This window comes from Campylobacter concisus ATCC 51562, from assembly GCF_000466745.1.
In the GTDB taxonomy this organism is placed as follows: domain Bacteria; phylum Campylobacterota; class Campylobacteria; order Campylobacterales; family Campylobacteraceae; genus Campylobacter_A; species Campylobacter_A concisus_B.
Map to the genome: position 1 here is coordinate 51,972 of NZ_ANNI01000009.1, position 17,365 is coordinate 69,336.

The 17,365-nt window shown below is 38.2% G+C and carries 16 protein-coding genes; 1 reads left to right on the forward strand and 15 read right to left on the reverse strand.

Going from position 1 to position 17,365, the window contains the following annotated elements; all coding sequences use genetic code 11:
- Positions 1 to 58 precede the first annotated feature (58 nt).
- From mnmC to ATCC51562_RS07410, 14 genes are all read right to left on the reverse strand, one after another.
- The gene (mnmC, locus tag ATCC51562_RS07345) at positions 59 to 1,927 is read right to left on the reverse strand and encodes a bifunctional tRNA (5-methylaminomethyl-2-thiouridine)(34)-methyltransferase MnmD/FAD-dependent 5-carboxymethylaminomethyl-2-thiouridine(34) oxidoreductase MnmC (RefSeq protein WP_021091878.1); all 1,869 of its coding nucleotides are present in this window, start codon (positions 1,925 to 1,927) and stop codon (positions 59 to 61) included.
- Positions 1,924 to 3,366 carry an N-acetylmuramoyl-L-alanine amidase family protein gene (locus tag ATCC51562_RS07350; protein WP_021091645.1) on the reverse strand — a complete coding sequence of 481 codons (1,443 nt, stop codon included), beginning with the start codon at positions 3,364 to 3,366 and terminating at the stop codon, positions 1,924 to 1,926. The genes mnmC and ATCC51562_RS07350 overlap by 4 nt, the downstream gene beginning before the upstream one ends.
- Positions 3,363 to 4,454: a nitronate monooxygenase gene (locus ATCC51562_RS07355; protein WP_021091713.1), complete on the reverse strand. Its 1,092-nt coding sequence runs from the start codon at positions 4,452 to 4,454 to the stop codon at positions 3,363 to 3,365. The genes ATCC51562_RS07350 and ATCC51562_RS07355 overlap by 4 nt, the downstream gene beginning before the upstream one ends.
- Positions 4,455 to 5,660: a tyrosine--tRNA ligase gene (gene tyrS, locus ATCC51562_RS07360; protein WP_021091575.1), complete on the reverse strand. Its 1,206-nt coding sequence runs from the start codon at positions 5,658 to 5,660 to the stop codon at positions 4,455 to 4,457. It abuts the gene before it with no gap.
- A gap of 10 nt (positions 5,661 to 5,670) precedes the next feature.
- Positions 5,671 to 7,860 (reverse strand): RelA/SpoT family protein, encoded by a 2,190-nt coding sequence (locus ATCC51562_RS07365; RefSeq protein ID WP_021091842.1) that lies wholly within the window; start codon positions 7,858 to 7,860, stop codon positions 5,671 to 5,673.
- Positions 7,847 to 8,062, reverse strand: coding sequence for a DNA-directed RNA polymerase subunit omega (locus ATCC51562_RS07370; protein ID WP_021091717.1), 216 nt, complete (start codon positions 8,060 to 8,062; stop codon positions 7,847 to 7,849). The genes ATCC51562_RS07365 and ATCC51562_RS07370 overlap by 14 nt, the downstream gene beginning before the upstream one ends.
- 18 nt (positions 8,063 to 8,080) lie before the next feature.
- Positions 8,081 to 8,797, reverse strand: a complete 717-nt coding sequence (gene pyrH / locus ATCC51562_RS07375; protein ID WP_021091652.1) for a UMP kinase — start codon at positions 8,795 to 8,797, stop codon at positions 8,081 to 8,083.
- A gap of 73 nt (positions 8,798 to 8,870) precedes the next feature.
- The gene (locus ATCC51562_RS07380; RefSeq protein ID WP_021091566.1) at positions 8,871 to 10,091 is read right to left on the reverse strand and encodes a murein hydrolase activator EnvC family protein; all 1,221 of its coding nucleotides are present in this window, start codon (positions 10,089 to 10,091) and stop codon (positions 8,871 to 8,873) included.
- Positions 10,088 to 10,903 carry an FtsX-like permease family protein gene (locus ATCC51562_RS07385; RefSeq protein WP_021091574.1) on the reverse strand — a complete coding sequence of 272 codons (816 nt, stop codon included), beginning with the start codon at positions 10,901 to 10,903 and terminating at the stop codon, positions 10,088 to 10,090. The genes ATCC51562_RS07380 and ATCC51562_RS07385 overlap by 4 nt, the downstream gene beginning before the upstream one ends.
- Positions 10,890 to 11,561 (reverse strand): cell division ATP-binding protein FtsE, encoded by a 672-nt coding sequence (locus ATCC51562_RS07390; RefSeq protein ID WP_021091805.1) that lies wholly within the window; start codon positions 11,559 to 11,561, stop codon positions 10,890 to 10,892. Before ATCC51562_RS07390 ends, ATCC51562_RS07385 begins: the two co-directional genes overlap by 14 nt.
- A complete protein-coding gene (gene trmB / locus ATCC51562_RS07395) occupies positions 11,545 to 12,732 on the reverse strand; it encodes a tRNA (guanosine(46)-N7)-methyltransferase TrmB (protein ID WP_021091670.1) in 1,188 nt (395 codons plus the stop codon). The genes ATCC51562_RS07390 and trmB overlap by 17 nt, the downstream gene beginning before the upstream one ends.
- Positions 12,732 to 13,157: a hypothetical protein gene (locus ATCC51562_RS07400; RefSeq protein WP_235044195.1), complete on the reverse strand. Its 426-nt coding sequence runs from the start codon at positions 13,155 to 13,157 to the stop codon at positions 12,732 to 12,734. The genes trmB and ATCC51562_RS07400 overlap by 1 nt, the downstream gene beginning before the upstream one ends.
- Positions 13,158 to 13,263: 106 nt before the next feature.
- A complete protein-coding gene (locus tag ATCC51562_RS07405) occupies positions 13,264 to 13,938 on the reverse strand; it encodes a fibronectin type III domain-containing protein (RefSeq protein ID WP_200862432.1) in 675 nt (224 codons plus the stop codon).
- Positions 13,871 to 14,842, reverse strand: a complete 972-nt coding sequence (locus ATCC51562_RS07410; RefSeq protein WP_021091567.1) for an RluA family pseudouridine synthase — start codon at positions 14,840 to 14,842, stop codon at positions 13,871 to 13,873. Before ATCC51562_RS07410 ends, ATCC51562_RS07405 begins: the two co-directional genes overlap by 68 nt.
- 52 nt (positions 14,843 to 14,894) lie before the next feature.
- On the opposite strand from ATCC51562_RS07410, the gene ATCC51562_RS07415 reads away from it, so the two are divergent.
- Positions 14,895 to 16,001 carry an FtsW/RodA/SpoVE family cell cycle protein gene (locus ATCC51562_RS07415; RefSeq protein WP_035167567.1) on the forward strand — a complete coding sequence of 369 codons (1,107 nt, stop codon included), beginning with the start codon at positions 14,895 to 14,897 and terminating at the stop codon, positions 15,999 to 16,001.
- A gap of 37 nt (positions 16,002 to 16,038) precedes the next feature.
- Here ATCC51562_RS07415 and ATCC51562_RS07420 read toward each other — a convergent pair whose 3' ends face one another.
- Positions 16,039 to 17,316 carry an aminotransferase class V-fold PLP-dependent enzyme gene (locus ATCC51562_RS07420; protein ID WP_021091803.1) on the reverse strand — a complete coding sequence of 426 codons (1,278 nt, stop codon included), beginning with the start codon at positions 17,314 to 17,316 and terminating at the stop codon, positions 16,039 to 16,041.
- Positions 17,317 to 17,365: the final 49 nt, after the last annotated feature.

Sequence of the window (17,365 nt, forward strand, 5' to 3'; positions counted from 1 at the left end):
GCCTAAACTTACAAGAAATTCCTAGTATCTTGTGCTAGGAATTTCTGCTAATTCCTTCTTAAAATTTTAATCCCTTTTTTAGTTTTCTTATCAAAAATCTAGCTGGATGAAGCTCGTGAAATAGCGATCTTTCTATGCAAAGTGGGCGTTCAAGCGCAAGATCAGCTATCAAATTTGCTCCAAGTATCGCTGTGCAAAGACCTCGCGAGCCGTGAGCAAAATTTACAAAGACATTTTTTTCGTAGCTTGCTTTTGGATTGTTATCTTTATTTTTGCTCCAAAATAGCCCTTTGTAGTTTTGCTTGTAAAATTCCTCATCATGCAAGGCGCCAATTATCGGAAATCTGTCTCCACTATAGCTCCTATATCCCACACGTGAGCCGATAATGGCGGCTTTTGTGGTGTCAAAAAACTCGCTTACATCGCTTAAATTTTTAGCGTTATCCTCAACTTTAGGCGTATCGCAAATTTCATTTCTGGCATAAGTAGCGCCGATAACTTGCACACCTTTTACGGCTGGACAGATGTAGCCTTTTGCGCTTAGCGGCATGGCATTTTTTAGCACTGGTTTTAAGTGGGTTACTTGGCCTCGGACACTGCTTATTTGCATGTCGTAGCCCTTAAAAATTTCACTGCTCTTACTGCCAGTGCAAAAGACTAAAATATCGGTCTCTAAATTTTTACCATTTTTAAATTTAACGCTGATTTTGCTGTTTTGCAGATGTGCTCTGCTCTCATACTCGTGATTAAGTAAAATTTCAAAACTACCTGATAAAAATTTACAAATTTCTCTTGGTCTAGCGTATGCACCATCTTTTATAAATACCCCAGGATATGGCTTTAAGTTCTCATCGAATTTAAAAATATCCTCTACGCTTTGAGTTTGCCACGAGCCATATCTTTTGATGAGCTCATCATCAAATGCGTAGTCGATGCAGCCACTAAATTTAATAAGGCTTTTTGGCAAAGTTGCCTTGTAAAATCTCACTGCTTGCAAAAATGCGTTTAAGTGCATGCGGCCTAAATTTACCCCGGGCTTTGTAACTAGTGGCATCAAAGCACCACAGTGATTGCCTGAGCCATTTGTAGCCACTTCACCATTTGCCTCGGCGATCACCACTTTAAAGCCATTTTTGGCTAGCTCGCCAGCTGTTGCAAGTCCAGCCACGCCAGCTCCTATGATAAGCGCTGTTTTACCATTTACACTAGCAACTGGTTCGCATCTCGCAAACCAAGCATCCTTTAAATTTTCATCCTTTTTCTCTAGCACGGCGCTACTCATCTGGCGTTTTCTAGCATAACCCTCTTTTAGGCTTAGCAAAAAGCCAGCGCCCTTTAGCCCGTCTTTTACTATTTTTGCACACGAGTAGGTTCTAGCAATCGTGCCAACCCTACTTAGTCTTGCGATCTGTCTAAAAATTTCTTCGCTCCATATCGAGCCATTTTTACTTGGAGCAAAGCCGTCTAGAAACCAGATGTCAGCACTAAAATCAAGCTCAGGTAAAATTTCTTTAGCCTCGCCGTAGCAAAGATCAAGTGTGATATTTAGAGCAAAATTTATACGGTGTATGCCTGAAATTAGCGGTGGATAGAGCGAGACCAGCTTTTTAGCATAAGCTTTAAAAATACCTAAATTTTCATAAATTTTTAAAATATCTTCTTTTTTTATGGGGCTTTTTTCGATGCTAACGAAGTGAAGTTTTTTAGAGCTATTTTTAAATTTCTTACAAAGCGTGAAAAAATTTAACCCAGCACCAAAGCCAGTTTCAGCGACTATGAAGCTATCTTTGCTCTGCCAAATTTCATCAAGTGCACTTGCAAAGACAAATTCACTCTCAAGCCAAGGTTTGTCGGTATTGAAATATATATCGCCAAACTCCTCGTTAAATGGAATTTGTCCTTTAAAGCTTAAATTTGCATTTTTCATCTATTTTTTGCAAAATATCCATCGATGCCATTCGCGATGCCGTTTGCAAGGGCATTTTGATATGCATCATTAAAGAGATTTTCGCCCTCGACTGGATGCGTGATATAGCCAATCTCAACAAGAACTGCTGGCATAAGAGCGCCAACAAGTACCCAAAACGGCGCCTCTCTCACACTGCCATCACTTGCAGCATAGACCTTTCTAGCACTTGCTAAAATTTCTTTTTGGATATCGATGCCAAGCTTATTTGACGCGATGATCTTCTCGCGATTTAGTACATTTAGAAATGTCTGCTGTGAAAAGTAATTCATCTCTTCGATATCTGATTTGTTCTCAAGCGCGGCTGCGTTTTTACTACGTTCACTTCTTGCAGGCGATAAGAAAAATGTCTCGATGCCATGCATGCTCTTTGCCTTTGTGGCATTTGGAGCGGCATTTGCGTGAATGGAAACAAATAGATCAGCCATCTTATCATTTGCAAATTTTGTTCTTGTTCTTAAATTTATAAAGACATCGGTTGACCTGGTAAAAAAGACCTTGTAGCCACGCGCTTTTAGTATGTCGCCAAGCTTTTTGGCTACGCCTAAAACGGCTGTTTTTTCTTGCAGTTTGCCATTTACTGCACCTGGATCAGTGCCACCATGACCCGGATCGATGACGATCGTTTTGTTGCGTGAAAATTTACCAGTCGCAACTGGTGGCAAAGGTGCTGCCACTGGCTCACTTTGTGCAGGCTGAGGCTTTAAATTTGGCTCAGGCTCTTTGTGTGGCACTTCTTCATTTTTGTTTTTAGTTTTATGAAGTGGTGCTTTTACATTTTCGTTTGAGATAAAATTTTGAGCGCTGATTACAAGCAGATCACCTGTTACATTTGCTTTTATAGTCTTTTGGATCTTATCAGAAAAAATAACTCTAACAGTGTTTTTATCATACTGCGAGATGTGAATGTAATCAGATATGAAATTTTTATAAGTTAGCGGATTGCCATTTAATCTACCATCAATATCCATAATATTTTTATATGTATTTTGCTGCTTTAAAAAGGATGTTTTTAGTTTTGCAGTATCGATTTTTGTATTAAACTTAAGTACTAAAGTGTCATTTACCTTGGTTGCACTAAGCAGCGTCAAAGTAGCAGTACTAGGCATGCTAGCGCTCTTTACGCCATTTAATGCATTTAGATCTTTTATATACCCACTTGAATCAAAACCAAGCGATTTTGAGCTAGTTATGAGTCTTGTGAGTGCTTGTTTTTTTATATTTTTGTCATTTTTGATGATCGCGTCGACATAAATATCTTTTATATCGTTGTGAAATTTGATCTTTGCGCTTCTGCTTGAGCTGGCAAAATTTTTATCAAATTTTGCAAATATATCAGAATTTGTCGCAGCAAAAAGAAAATTACAAACAATACAAAAGAGAATTATCGCTCGTTTCATTCACCATGTACCAGCTTGTGCATTAGCTCTTTTACGCTTATTAGCTCTTTTAGTTTATACCCATTTGCTCCCGTGAAAAATAACCCTGTCTCTTTTTTGCCACTAAATGAGTCAAACAGCCTATCAGCGATGCAATATCCAACCTCTTTAGCACCTTTGCCCCTTTGACAAGGGCTCACACAGTTGCTTATACACTGGATCTTTGGTCCCATCCTTTTTTCTACCAAATTTATCAAATTTGTTCTAATCCCACGAGCTGGATAGCCAACTGGACTTTTTATAAGCTCTATGTCCTTTTCTTCGGCTGCTAGTATCACTTCCTTAAAGCCAATATCCGCGTCACACTCATGAGTGCCGATGAAGCGTGTACCCATCTGAACGCCGTCTGCACCTAGCGATATTGCTTTTTCGATATCATTTTTATCCCAAATTCCGCCGGCTGCTATGAGCGGAAAGTCGCCCCACTCTTTTATCTCGGCTTTTACTTGTGGGATTAGATTAAATAGCGAAAACTCAGGATCAAGGCACTGCTCGTAAGTAAAGCCCTGATGTCCACCACTTAGTGGCCCCTCAAGCACGACAGCATCTGGTAAACGGTCATATCTTTGTAGCCAACGTTTGCAGATGATCTTTAGTGCTTTTGCGCTTGAGATAATAGGAACTAGTGCAACCTCTTTAAAATTTTGTGTAAATTCTGGCAAATTCGTAGGTAGTCCAGCACCTGACACAATGATATTTATACCGGCTTCACAAGCATCTTTTACCACTCTTGCGTAGTCATTTGCAGCGTACATTATATTTACGCCAAGTGGCAAATCTCCACAAATTTTTCGTGCATTCTCAATAATTGCTCTAAGACCTCTTGTTGAGTAGAAATTTTCACTTCCAAATGGCTTTGCATTTAGCTCTTTGTTTATAAATTTACGATTTTCATAATATCCTGTGCCAACTGAGCTGATTATTCCAAGGCCGCCTTCTAAGCTGACATTGCCAGCTAGTTTGTCCCAGCTGATACCAAGCCCCATACCGCCTTGAAATATCGGATACTTTATCTCATATTTTCCTATTTTTAATGGCTTTAACTCCATCTATTCAACCTTTACTTTTGCAAATTTACGCTTACCGACTTGCAAGATATATTCACCTGCCTCTAATTTTAACTGCTCATCACTAATCTTTTCTTGATTAATGCTAACCGCATTTGCCTTTATGTCGCGTCTTGCTTGAGAATTTGACTCACTTAACTCACACTGCGATAAAGCTTCCACGATCCAAACTGGTGCTTTTAGACTAAATTCTTTGATGTCAGTTGGGAGCTGATTTTGAGAGTGTACGCTATTAAACTCAGCCATCGCAGCTTTTGCAGCTTCCTCGCCGTGATATCTCGCTGTTATCTCGTACGCAAGGTCCTCTTTTGCTTTTTTTGGATGATACTTGCCGTTTTTTACATCGTTCATTAAATTTTCTATCTCGCCAAGGCTTTTTGTGCTTAAAAGCTCGTACCAACGCCACATTAGCTCATCGCTTATACTAAGCGTTTTTGCAAACATATCATTTGCGTTTTCAGTTACACCGATATAGTTTCCAAGACTTTTGCTCATCTTATTTACACCATCAAGCCCCTCAAGAAGTGGCATCATGATGACAGCTTGCTCTTTGCCAACATTATATGTCCGCTGTAAGGTTCTACCCATTAGAAGGTTAAATTTTTGATCCGTACCGCCCATCTCGATGTCACACTTCATCGCAACGCTATCATAACCTTGAAGAAGCGGATACATAAATTCACAAATTGAAATTGGACTGCCAGCTTTTATCCTTTTTTCAAAATCATCGCGCTCTAGCATTCTAGCGACTGAAAATGTGCTAGTTAGCTCTATCATTCCAGCAGCTCCAAGCTCATTTGACCATTTTGAGTTAAACATTATCACGGTCTTTTTTGGATCTAAAATTTTAAAAACTTGCTCTTCATAGGTTTTAGCGTTTTTTAAAACCGTCTCTTGATCTAGCTTCTTTCTAGTTACTGATTTACCGGTTGGATCGCCTATTTGAGCAGTGAAGTCGCCTATTAAAAACTGTACGATCGCGCCATGTTTTTGAAGCAAAGCCATCTTGCTTAAAACGACTGTGTGTCCTAAGTGAAGGTCTGGAGCAGTTGGATCAAAACCAGCCTTTACATAGAAATTTTCACCTTTTTCATAATAGTTTTTTATTAAAGTCTCAATTCTTTCAAAATCAATAATCTCGGCAACACCGCGTTTTATCTCTTGTAAAATTTCAGCTATATCTTGCATTATCTTTCTCCTAGTTATGGTATGGATCGCTTTGCGAAACGAAATCTATAATCTTATATCTATCTTTGATCTTCTCCCTTAGCTCGTTTGCATCGATATTTTCGGCTATCTCAACACTTATTTCAAATGTATCGCCGCTAAGGTCATTTGCTTCATTTAGCGAGATTGTAGCCAAATTTACATCTAGTCTAGCAAGATATGTTAAAAATTCAGCCAACGCGCCTTTTCGGTTCTCAAGATTTAATAAAATTTTATATCTATGTGGGGCATTTCTAGTCCATTTGACAAAGATGATCTCATTGCCCTTATCCATAAGTTTCCCGGCACGCTCACAAAGTTTGTGGTGCACTGTCACATTGTGCCCATTTTTAAAGCCAACTATACTATCGCCTCTTTTTGGGTTACAACAATAGTCAAACTCGACATTTGAAATTTTATGATTTGAATAGATTACGATATTTTCAAATTTTTGCTTTTTAACCTGATATTTGTCGCCCAAAGAGATCATAAAAGGACGCTCTTTTTTTATATACTTTTTAAGCATATTTACGACCTCTTGCAAAAATTCGCTTTCAGTTGCAGCACGAAAAACTTTTTTGCCTAAATTTTCATGCTCTATCCAGTCTAAAATTCTATCTTTCGAAACGCCAAAAACCGACTTTAAAATATCAACTGCGATTTTATAATTTATATCTTTTATCTTTTGCTTGCAGTATGTCCTTATCGTAGCCCTTGCTTTACCAGTTCGAACGCTATTTATCCACGAACAGCGAAATTTTGCCTCTTCACCAGTTACGATCCTTACAATATCGCCGTTTTTTAGCTCCGTTAAAAGTGGCATCCTGACACGATTTATATAAGCTTCTTTTGCGTAAAGTCCGATCTCTGTGTGAATCTCATAAGCATAATCAAGTGCAGTAGCCCCGCGCGGAAGTGTAAAAACCTCACCTTTTGGCGAATAGACCGCAATATCTTCTATATAAAGACTATCTTTTGCATATTCATAAAGCTCTTCGACGTTACTTTCAGCTTCATTGTTTTGCATACCAATGTCGTTTAGCCAGTCAAGCTTTGGATTAAGTAAACTGCCCTCACCATTTTTGTACTTCCAATGAGCTGCGACACCGTATTCAGCGGTTTTGTGCATATCGTAAGTACGAACTTGTGCCTCAAAAATACTCTTATTATCAAAAATAGTTGTATGTATCGTTTGATAACCATTTTGCTTTGGAAGTGCAATATAATCCTTAAATCTCGAAATAAGAGGATTAAAATTTATATGCAAATTTCCAAGCGCAAGGTAGCAATCAAGCGGCTTTTGCACAAGAATTCTAATAGCTAGCAAATCAAGCACCTCATCAATCGAAATACCTTTTCTTTGCATTTTTAAATAAATAGAATAGTAATGCTTTATACGTTTTTGAATCTCAAAAGTACCCTCAATAAAGCCATTTTCAAGTAAAATTTGATTTACTTTTTCGTAAAAAGCATTTAGTTTAAGGCTAAGCTGCTGTTTATTTTTATTTAAAAAGCTATCGATCTTGGCGTATTCTTCTGGCATCGCATATTTAAAGCTTAGATCTTCAAGTATATTTTTAATCGATGAAATTCCAAGCCTATGAGCGATCGGAGCATAGACCATAAGCGTCTCTTCAGCAATTCGTTTTTGTTTTTCTACCTTTAACGCATCAAGGGTTAGCATATTATGAAGTCTGTCACAAAGCTTAACCACAAGAACTCTAACATCTTCAATGGAGATTAAAAGCATTTTTCTAAAAGTTAGCGCCGAACTTGCTAGTTTTTCGTTACTACTTGAGCTTGCAAGCTTGTTTTCTCTTATAGCAACTATCTTTGTAAGCCCCTCAACCAGCTTTGCCACTTCATCGCCAAATTCAGCCTGGACTTCACTAAGCGTAACTTCAGTATCTTCAACTACATCGTGAAGTAGTGCAGCTATGACCATACTCTCATCTCCACCCATATTTGCTACTATTGATGCTACCAATATAGGATGGATTGCGTATGGCTCGCCACTTTTGCGATATTGACCGGCATGAGATGTGACACAGCTATCTATAGCTTTGTCTAATTTCTCGCTTCGTTCGCAAAGAGAAAAGAGCAGCGTTATAGCTTCTGAAACATTTTTACAAGGTAAAATTTGTTCTATTAGCTGCTCTAAAAAAAGACTATTTTCCTTCAACTATTGCCTCTAAGCCTATTTTACCCTCAGCTACTTCAAGTAGCGCAATGTCAGCAAATTTCATCTTTGAAGTATCGGCTTCTACAAGCACTACTGCTCCATTTGCTAGTGCTTCTGCACGCTTTGCTACGATAAGTGAAAGTTTATATCTATCATCACCAACTTGCTTTAACGCTCTTGCTGTTATTTGTTCTGTTCTCATATTTATCCTTTTTAAAATTTATTTTACTACTGAATATAGGGCTGCTTCTTCTTTATTTATTATTTTTAATAAATTTCCAGCCTTAAACATATTACAAACCAAAATAGGCAGTGAGTTATCTTTTGCTAAAGCTATAGCAGTATCGTCCATAACCTTGATATCATCGCTCATTGCCTTTTCGTAGTTTAGTGATTTTAAAAGTTTTGCATCTTTGAATTTTTTAGGGTCTTTATCATAAACGCCATCAACCTTTGTAGCTTTTATGATCATATCTGAGCCAATTTCAATAGCTCTTAATGTGGCTGCTGTATCAGTTGTAAAGAATGGATTGCCAGTACCTGCAGCAAAGATGACAACTCTACCTTTTTCCAAATGGCGCTGTGCACGTCCAACGATGAAAGTCTCACAGATCGCTTCCATTTTGATCGCGCTTTGCACTCTTACTTCAAGCCCGCTTCGCTCTAAAGCTTCACGCATCGCGATTGAGTTGATAACAGTTGCTAGCATGCCCATGTGATCACCGCTCGTTCGTTTAATAATGCCATCTTTTGCAGCACTCACACCACGTATAATATTACCACCACCTATTACGATGCCAACCTCGATACCATTTTCGACAAGCTCTTTTATCTCATTTGCTATAAATTTAAGCACCGCCGTATCTATGCCAAAACCATTCTCCCCCGCTAAAGCTTCGCCTGAAAATTTAACCAATACGCGTTTTCTTTTACTCATTGTCTTGCTCCTTAAAATTCACGCATTCTAGCCAAAAAGGCTTTAAATTTAGTTAATAGCACTTGCAAAGTGGCTATTTTGAGATCATCTCAAGTGGATCGATGTGGTAGTTTCTTTGCGTTACTTCAAAGGTTAGATCGTTTCTAACTCGGCCTATAACGTAGCCTTTTTGCACAACTGAGCCTACTTTAACCGTCGGTGCGATCTGACTTAGGTGAGCGTAGATCGTGTGGATGCCATTTTCGTTTTCTATAATGACTACATTTTCAAGCATTGGAGTTGCTTTTGCAAAGACCACTTTGCCATTTAGCACGCTTTTGACCTTGGCATCTGGCGTGGTTGAGCGAAGCGTGACTGACTCATTAAAAATTTTGATGTTATATATTGGATCTACATAGTTACCAAATTTTTGCTTTACAGTGTAGCTATCAAGAGGAGCGATTGTCTTTGCACCTGAATATTTTTTGACTGAGCTTGTTTGATAGCCTCCACCCATTGGCTGGCTTTTTTCGCCTTTTTTACCACCTTTGCTTGCAGCTGCTTTTTCTTGTTTTTCTCTAGCTGCACGTGCGGCTTCATCTTCTTGTTTTTGCATGATAGCAAGCTGCTCTAGCGTCTTTCTTAGCTCATCTTGCTGGGCTTGAAGCTTGGCTAGCTTTTTGCTATAAATTTCTTTATCTCGTTTTAGTCCGTTTATAGTATTTTTTTGTGTATTTTCTAAAATTTGCAAGTCACTTTGCTTGCGTCTATAGTTTTTGATGCTTGAGTTTATCTCGCTTATTTTGTTTGATTTATTTTTTATCTTTTCGATCGTATCTTCATAGTTTTGGCTAAGTCTTTTAAAATCCTCTTTTGTAATAGCATTTAGCTTGGTTAAAATTTGAGATGAGATAATGCTCTCCTCGCTTTGCTTGCCCTCAGTTGCAGACATCAAAAGATCAAACGACAAATCTTCTGCGATGATCCTTATCATATTTTGCTCTAGCTCTTTTTGTGTGCGTTCTAGCTCTTTGTTTTGTTTCGTTAGATCATCAAGTTCAAGAAGTGCTTTTGAAGCATTTGTCTCAAGGACTGAAATTTGACCCTTTAAATTTGTGATATCGCCACTTATACCACGAAGTTTTTTCTCGCCATTTACGATATCACCAGCCAAATCATCTAGCTTTTTACTAAGCTGCTCACTCATCGCCTGACTCGATCTTAGCGAGTTTTTGGAGTCTTTGATCTTCTCTTTGGTATTTGACGCAAAAGCTAAGCTAAAAGCTAGCAAAAATATAAAAATTCCTTTTCTCATATCGTGCTTTTTCTAGCCTTACTCATCACCAAACTAACAGCAAAAATGCTTAAAAACATAGCCACGCCAAATAAAATAAAAATATCCCTTGAAGGATCAAGGCTAGGCAAAACCACATCGATGCTTGCGGCATTTTCTCTAAAAATTTCAATGCTGGGCAAGAAAAAGAAAAATGCACCGACTGCAATGGTAGCAACTAGGCTATCAACCATGGCTGATTTATAGAGCATGGCTGATTTTAGCCAAAAAGGTGCTCCAAAAAGTGTCATAATCTCAATGCGCTCTCTATGCTCAAATAGCCAAATTTTAGCCTGCTTTAGCATAAGCATAAGCCCAACCACACAAAGTATCGCCATAAAAGCATACGATATGCTTTTTGCTAAATTTAGCATTTTAAAGACCTTATCGTGAGTCTTTGAAAATGTCTCAACCTTTGTGATTCCATCAAATTTTAAAAGTTTTTGCTTTAGCTCATCCATGTACTGCGGTGTCGGAAATTCACTAAGTTTTAGTGAGTAAAATTTAGGTAGCGCATTTTGCAGTATGGATAAATTTTTAGCAGAGATGTCATTTGAGAGGCGGTCGATGATCTTTTGCGGGCTTAGTGGCTCAAGGCTAGATAGATTGCTAACCACAGGCTTTAAAATAGTATCACTAAGCTCTTTACTTGAAACTATGACGATGTTGTAGTCATTTCCCATGAGCCTTTCATAATCTCTCACAACCTTATCGGCAGTGAGACTAAACTGCACTGAAAACAAAAGCGCGATTAGCGGCAGGATAAATCCAAGATGATTTTTAAGCGATCTCATGCACGCCTCCATTTTCTATAACAAAGTGACGGTATGGGATACGAAGCGTTGAGGGAATGTGATGAGTCACCACAACGACGCTTGTGCCTAAAAATTCCCTAGCTGATTTTAAAAGCGACCAGATGACATCACTTGAGTATTCGTCTAAATTTCCAGTTGGCTCGTCGCATAAGAGCAAATTTGGATTGTGTGCTAGAGCCCTTGCCATGGCAACTCTTTGCTGCTCACCGCCACTTAGCTCACGAGGGTATTTATCAGCTTTATGAAGCATATTTACATGTTTTAAAAGTTTAGCCACTTGCTTTTTACTCACATTTTGATTGATACCTTTGATGATGAGGGGCAACATGACGTTTCTTTCCACATTCCATTCATTTATCAAGCGATAATTTTGAAATATAATGCCAACTCGCTGCCTAAGCTCACAAAGTCTTTTGTCATCGATATCATCCATTTGCGTCATGCAGACATTTAGCTCTCCAGCAAGAGGTGAAATTTCTCCATAAAATGATTTTAAAAGTGTGCTTTTTCCACTTCCGCTCTTGCCTGTGATAAAGACAAAATCATTTGCATAAATATCTAAATTGACGCTATTAATTACGATTTCATCGCGTTCATAAGCTAGGCTCAAATTCCTTGCACTAATTATCTCTTGCATCAGCCAAATACTCCTTCAAAAGCTCGTGTGCTGCTAAATTCTCACGAATTAAGATCGGTTTTTTTATAAAATATTCGCTTTTTTCATCGCTTATTTTGATAAAACATTGCTCAGGTTTATTAAATGCTCCAAAAGCAACTTTTAGCAAAATTTCACCCTCATTTATGGTGTAAATTTCTTCAAAATGTAAAAAATAATCCTCTTTTTTAATGATGAAATTTTTAAAATTTTTAATGATATTTTTTACGTTTGTCTTTTCTTTAAAGCTAAAATCTCCAGCTAAAACACTCTCGCTACTTTTGACCTCACAAGTATAAATGACATCATAAATATCCTTATCTTGGCGTCTCCAGCGGTCTTCGTACTTGCTAGTTACCTCTAAATTTCTATTTTTGAAAGCTTCTATTTTTGAGTTTGTAGGCTCTAAAAATTTACTCAAGCTAAAATCGCAATACTCCTTGCTATCAGTCCTTAGCTCAAATTTGCCGCCTACTTTTAATATCCTCTCGCACTCAAGCGCAAACGCCGATGAGACCACGCGTCTATGCTCTGCTTTATCCCACGGCACTGGAAAGTGTAAAAAGACTCTATCAACTAAATTTGAGCCAATAAGCGAGAGTAAAAGTCTGGCGTCAGTATTGATTAGACGTACGTTTTCTAGGGCATTTGTCTTGGCTAGCTTTGCTACTTGCTCGATGCTCGGTTTATAGACTTCTATTCCGATAACTAGGGTATTTGGATTATTTTTAGCTTGATAAAGCAAGTGTCTGCCAGAACCAAAGCCGATCTCTATGAAAATCTCTTTAAATTTATCTTTTAGCTCGTAAAACGCTGGCACAAATTCTTCAAGGCTTAAAATTTCACTCACTTTTTTAGTCAAATTTGTCTTTTTTACAGCAAATGCTTGGCTGATTACGTCATTGCAATTTTGCTCCTTAAAAAGCTCCAGTGCCTCTTGCAAAAGACCAACTTTAGCTGGTTTTGTAAGCTTTTCTCCCTTTACGACGACGCCATTTTTACCATGCTTTACGACTAGAAAAAAGCTATCTTCTTCATTTTTTGTGTAGATGAGCCTCTCGTTTCGACCATTTGCCTGCCAAAGAAATTTGACTTTGTCATTACCAAATGGAAACGAGAGCTCTTTTAAGGACGAAGCTATGAAATTTGGCATTATTTTATGCTAACTTCTGCTTTTGATGACTTATCAGAGGCGATGCCGTACTCATCGATAGCTACGACGCTGTAAGAATAGCTAGCCCCTTTTTGCACGCTATCATCTCTAAGTCCAGTACCATCTATGCCACTAAAAATTTTCTCGCTTGCACCGCTTCTATAAACAGTGTACGAACTAGCTCTATCAACTGCACTCCAATTTACATTTACTCCGCTACCATCGTAGCTAGCGCCAATATTTGGAGTCTTTGGTGCACCAAGCGTTATCCCCACGATTGGCTCTTCTTGTTTTAAGCTCTCAAGGCCGTCTTTATCGACTGCCGTGACTCTGTAATACCTCGTCGCTGCATTTGTGTTTATGAGATCCTCATAGGTGTTGCTAGTCGTTTTTGCCAGATATGTGTAAGGCAAAATTTTACTCACTGTTCTATAAACCTTAAAATAAGCAAAATCCTCAGCCGGCACGTAATCCCAAGTTAAAATTATCTTTTTTGGTGCATTTTTTGTTGCCTGAAGATTCGTTACTGATTTAGGGTAACTCCTTTGTCGTTGCACTTATGTTTTGGCTTGGTTTTGAGACAACGCCTGAAGAAGTTTTAACTAAAATTCTATACTCATAAGACTTGCCAGGTTTTACCTCTGTGTCGATATATTCGGCATTTAGTCTGCCATTTACCTCTGCGATTTGGCTAAATTTATTAGCTCCTGCATCGCTTCTTTGAATGATATAGCTTGCCACTGTGCTATCAGGATGTGGTCTCCAGATCACTTTCACACGTCCTGGAAGCCCTGTGATAGCTTGCGAAAACGGTACTGAGCCAAGCAGTGGCTTTGTAGTTGCTGTTGCGATCGTGCCCGGTTGAGAGATGGCGTTACTTGAGTAGGTTCTCATTTGGTACGAGTAAGTTGTCTCTGGAGCTAGGTTGCGATCCACGTAGTGCGTTGCAAAACGGTCTTTTATGTTTGCAACTAGTTGCATTTTTGAGTTCGCATCATTTGGATTTGAGCGGTAGAGATAGTATCCAACAACGCTCTCATCGGTCACTGGATTCCACTCGAAGCCAACTTCTGTCATATCTGAAATAGTTTTTAAACTTGTAATCGTAGGTAGTGACATGCTTTGCTGAGTCGGTACGCTAGAGCCGCATCCCGCTAAAAAAGCTGCTAAAAATGGTGTCAATATGCGTAGGGCAAATTTTTTCATCAAAAATCTCCTTGGGAATTTTTTTGTAAATTATCTGGTTAAAGTCATCATACGTTTTTGCGGTAAATTCTACCCTTTTGCCAGTTCTTGGATGGATAAAATAGAGCATATAAGCGTGAAGCATAACCCTGCTTATTTTATCGCCTTGGCTCTTAAATCCGTATAAATCATCGCCTAAAATATGGCGGTTTATGCTAGATAGGTGCACTCTTATCTGATGAGTCCTACCTGTGAAAAGTTTTGCTACTATTAAATTTATGCCATTTTCGCTTAGCAAATTTACAAAAGCGCTTTTTGCAAATTTAGCATCTGCGACAATCGCCTTTTTTAGGCGGTTATTTGGATTTCTACCGATTGGCTTATCGATGATGACATCCTCTTTTAATGGCAGGTCGGTTAGCGCTAGATAAATTCGTCCCATACTCTTATCACTTAGCTGCTCACTAAGTTTTGCGTGAGCAAAGTTATTTTTAGCAACGACTATAGCACCGCTAGTACCTTTATCTAGTCGGTGGACGATGCCAGCTCTTACGTCGCCATTTAAATTTGAGAGCATAAAGCCCTTTTTATTTAGCCATTCAACAAGTGTCGCCTCTTTTACACTTGGAGCTTGATGAACGACGATTTGTGGGGGCTTGTTTAGCACTATGAGATCGTCATCTTCGTAGATGATTGGGATATCAAAATTTACTTCATACTCGTTTTGTATCTCTTTTTTTGGGGCAAAATTTACGCAAATTTCATCGTTTTCACTTAACAAAAAGCTTGGTTTTGAGATTGGTTTTAAATTTACGCTTACAAGGGAGTCTTTTATCAAATTTAAAGCTTGATTACGTGAAATTTGAAGCTCATGTGCTACTGCTATGTCGAGTCTTGAGCTGTTTAAAACGTTAAATTTAACCAAAATCAAAGCCTTGTTTGTGATATAATCTAGCCCAAAAATTAAGGTTTGCTTCTTGATAAAACTAGATCGGCGTATTTTAACACATTTTGATTTTATTCAGCCGTTTTTAATAATCCCAATTATCATAATTTCATACATCCTAGTTTCCGAAGCAAACGACATTTTAGCAAACAAACAGCTTGTGTATTTTGGTATAGGTTTTGCATCGTTTTGTGTAGCATTTTTACTGCCCATTAGACGTATCGACTGGATCATTCCGATGTTTTACTGGGTCTGTATCGTGCTACTTTTAAGTGTCGATCTCTTTGGCGTTAGCAAACTAGGAGCTAGGCGCTGGCTAGAAATTCCTTTCGTTCACTTCACACTTCAGCCCTCGGAGCTCATGAAGCCAGCATTTTTGCTGATGCTAGCCTATCTCATTAAACAGCGTCCTCCAGAAGCTAATGGATACAGAGTAAAAGATTTTTTAAGACTTAGTTTTTATATACTTTTACCATTTGTGCTCATCATGAAAGAGCCTGATCTTGGCACTGCACTCATACTTCTGATAGTTGGCTACACTATTCTTTTTGTCATCGGCGTAAATAAGAAAATTTGGATCACTATCATCCTTGCGATAGGCTTTTTGGCACCGGTTTTGTATGAAAATTTACATGACTATCAAAAAAAGAGGATTCACGATTTCATAGCTGAAGAGCCAAGCTATCACGTCAAACAAAGTATCATCGCCATAGGCAGCGGCGGACTAAAAGGCAAGCCAAAAGATGAGGCGACGCAGACGCACTTTAAATTTTTACCAATCGCCACTAGCGACTTTATCTTTGCCTACAATATCGAGCGTTTTGGCTTTTATGGTGGATTGTTTCTGCTTGGGCTTTATGGGGCGCTTATAACACATCTTTTAAGTTTAAATTACGGCCTAAAAAATGACTATTTTACACAAGTTACCACCACGGGGATTGCTGCACTTATTTTCGTTTATGTGGGTGTAAATGTCTCGATGACGATCGGTTTTGCACCAGTTGTGGGCGTGCCACTGCCATTTTTTAGTTACGGTGGAAGCAGCTTTGTTACATTTATGGTACTTTTTGGAATTTTGCAAAATTTGCTAACTTTTAGATTTGATAGAACTTATAGCTTTATAAAAATTCACTTCTAAAATTTTCTCTGCAAGTATCAAGCTTATAGTTTTTACTCTATATTTCTTTGTGTTTTTTGATGCAAGATTTTATAGCATTTATAAGATACTTTATATCCTCTTTTGTATGTGTGTAGTGAATGCTAACACGTACCCAACCAGGCTTTGCGTCAAAAATGGTATTATCTTTTAGATTAAGCAAATCATGTCCATACGGCCCAGCGCAATCACAGCCTGCACGTGTTTGGATGCCAAATTCGCTACTTAAACTAGCAGCAAAATCATAAGGCAAAATGCCTTTTACATTAAATGCAAAAATAGGCAATCTGTCTAAATTTTCAGGACAATAATTTATCACCTCATCTATCTTTTCTAGTTCTTTACAAAACATCTCGCCTAGCTCACATTCAGCCTCTTTTATCTTATTAAGCCCGATCTCATTTCTTAGCTTGTAGGCTAAATTTGCACGTATTAGCTGTATTATCGGTGGCGTGCCACCCTCTTCTAAATTTTCAACTTCATTAGTAAAAACATGTGATGTCCTGCTTACGTACTTGACTGTGCCTCCTGCTGCAAATGTAGGCAAATTTTTACAAAGCTCTTTTTTGATAGCCAAAAGCCCACAACTCCCAACTCCACCAAGCAGCTTGTGAGGCGATAGAAATAACGCGTCAAAATATCTGCAATCAACATTTTCATAAGCGCTAAGAGTGGCCACGTCAAGTGCTAAAATGCCATTATATTTTTTAATCAGCGAGTAAATTTTTTTATAATCAGTTTTAATGCCAGTGACGTTTGAGGCGGCACTAAAGCTAGCTATTATCTTTCTTTTTGCATTTTGCTTTAATGTATTCTCAAGCATCGCATAATCTATCTCATTGTTTTCATCAAGCTCTATACGTTTTATATCACAAAGCCCTTCTCTTAAGCTAACTTCAACAGAGTGATGCTCATAAGGGCCAATGATCGCTAATGGCAAGTTTAAATTTCTTAAATTTGCTTCGCCGACCAAAGCTCTTGTAGCTGGTGAGATATAAATTCCCACTATCTCCTGAAATTTCTTTATCGCAGCCGTTGCTCCTTGACCAGTCGCAATAAGATAAAAACTATCATCAAGGCCTAATAAGCTTTTTAGCTCAGCTCTTGCATTTTCATAGCATTTTTGCGTTAATACCGCGCTTGAACTACTATCTGAGTGAGTGTTTGCGTAGGTTTTTAAAAATTTTAAAATTTCATCTTCAATGGGCTTATAAGCAAGACCTGAAGCCGTGTAGTCAAAATAGTAAAGGCCCTCTTTTAAAATGATATTTTTTCTTACTTCATCGATATTTAGCAATGTTTTCCTTTTATTTAAAGCAGGGATTATAATTAAATTTTCATAAAAA

Excerpts from the sequence above, each read along its gene's own strand:
- mnmC (WP_021091878.1), bottom strand. The coding sequence starts at position 1,927 with ATGAAAAATGCAAATTTAAGCTTTAAAGGACAAATTCCATTTAACGAG.
- ATCC51562_RS07350 (WP_021091645.1), bottom strand. The coding sequence starts at position 3,366 with ATGAAACGAGCGATAATTCTCTTTTGTATTGTTTGTAATTTTCTTTTT.
- ATCC51562_RS07355 (WP_021091713.1), bottom strand. The coding sequence starts at position 4,454 with ATGGAGTTAAAGCCATTAAAAATAGGAAAATATGAGATAAAGTATCCG.
- tyrS (WP_021091575.1), bottom strand. The coding sequence starts at position 5,660 with ATGCAAGATATAGCTGAAATTTTACAAGAGATAAAACGCGGTGTTGCC.
- ATCC51562_RS07370 (WP_021091717.1), bottom strand. The coding sequence starts at position 8,062 with ATGAGAACAGAACAAATAACAGCAAGAGCGTTAAAGCAAGTTGGTGAT.
- pyrH (WP_021091652.1), bottom strand. The coding sequence starts at position 8,797 with ATGAGTAAAAGAAAACGCGTATTGGTTAAATTTTCAGGCGAAGCTTTA.
- ATCC51562_RS07380 (WP_021091566.1), bottom strand. The coding sequence starts at position 10,091 with ATGAGAAAAGGAATTTTTATATTTTTGCTAGCTTTTAGCTTAGCTTTT.
- ATCC51562_RS07385 (WP_021091574.1), bottom strand. The coding sequence starts at position 10,903 with ATGAGATCGCTTAAAAATCATCTTGGATTTATCCTGCCGCTAATCGCG.
- ATCC51562_RS07390 (WP_021091805.1), bottom strand. The coding sequence starts at position 11,561 with ATGCAAGAGATAATTAGTGCAAGGAATTTGAGCCTAGCTTATGAACGC.
- trmB (WP_021091670.1), bottom strand. The coding sequence starts at position 12,732 with ATGCCAAATTTCATAGCTTCGTCCTTAAAAGAGCTCTCGTTTCCATTT.
- ATCC51562_RS07405 (WP_200862432.1), bottom strand. The coding sequence starts at position 13,938 with ATGAAAAAATTTGCCCTACGCATATTGACACCATTTTTAGCAGCTTTT.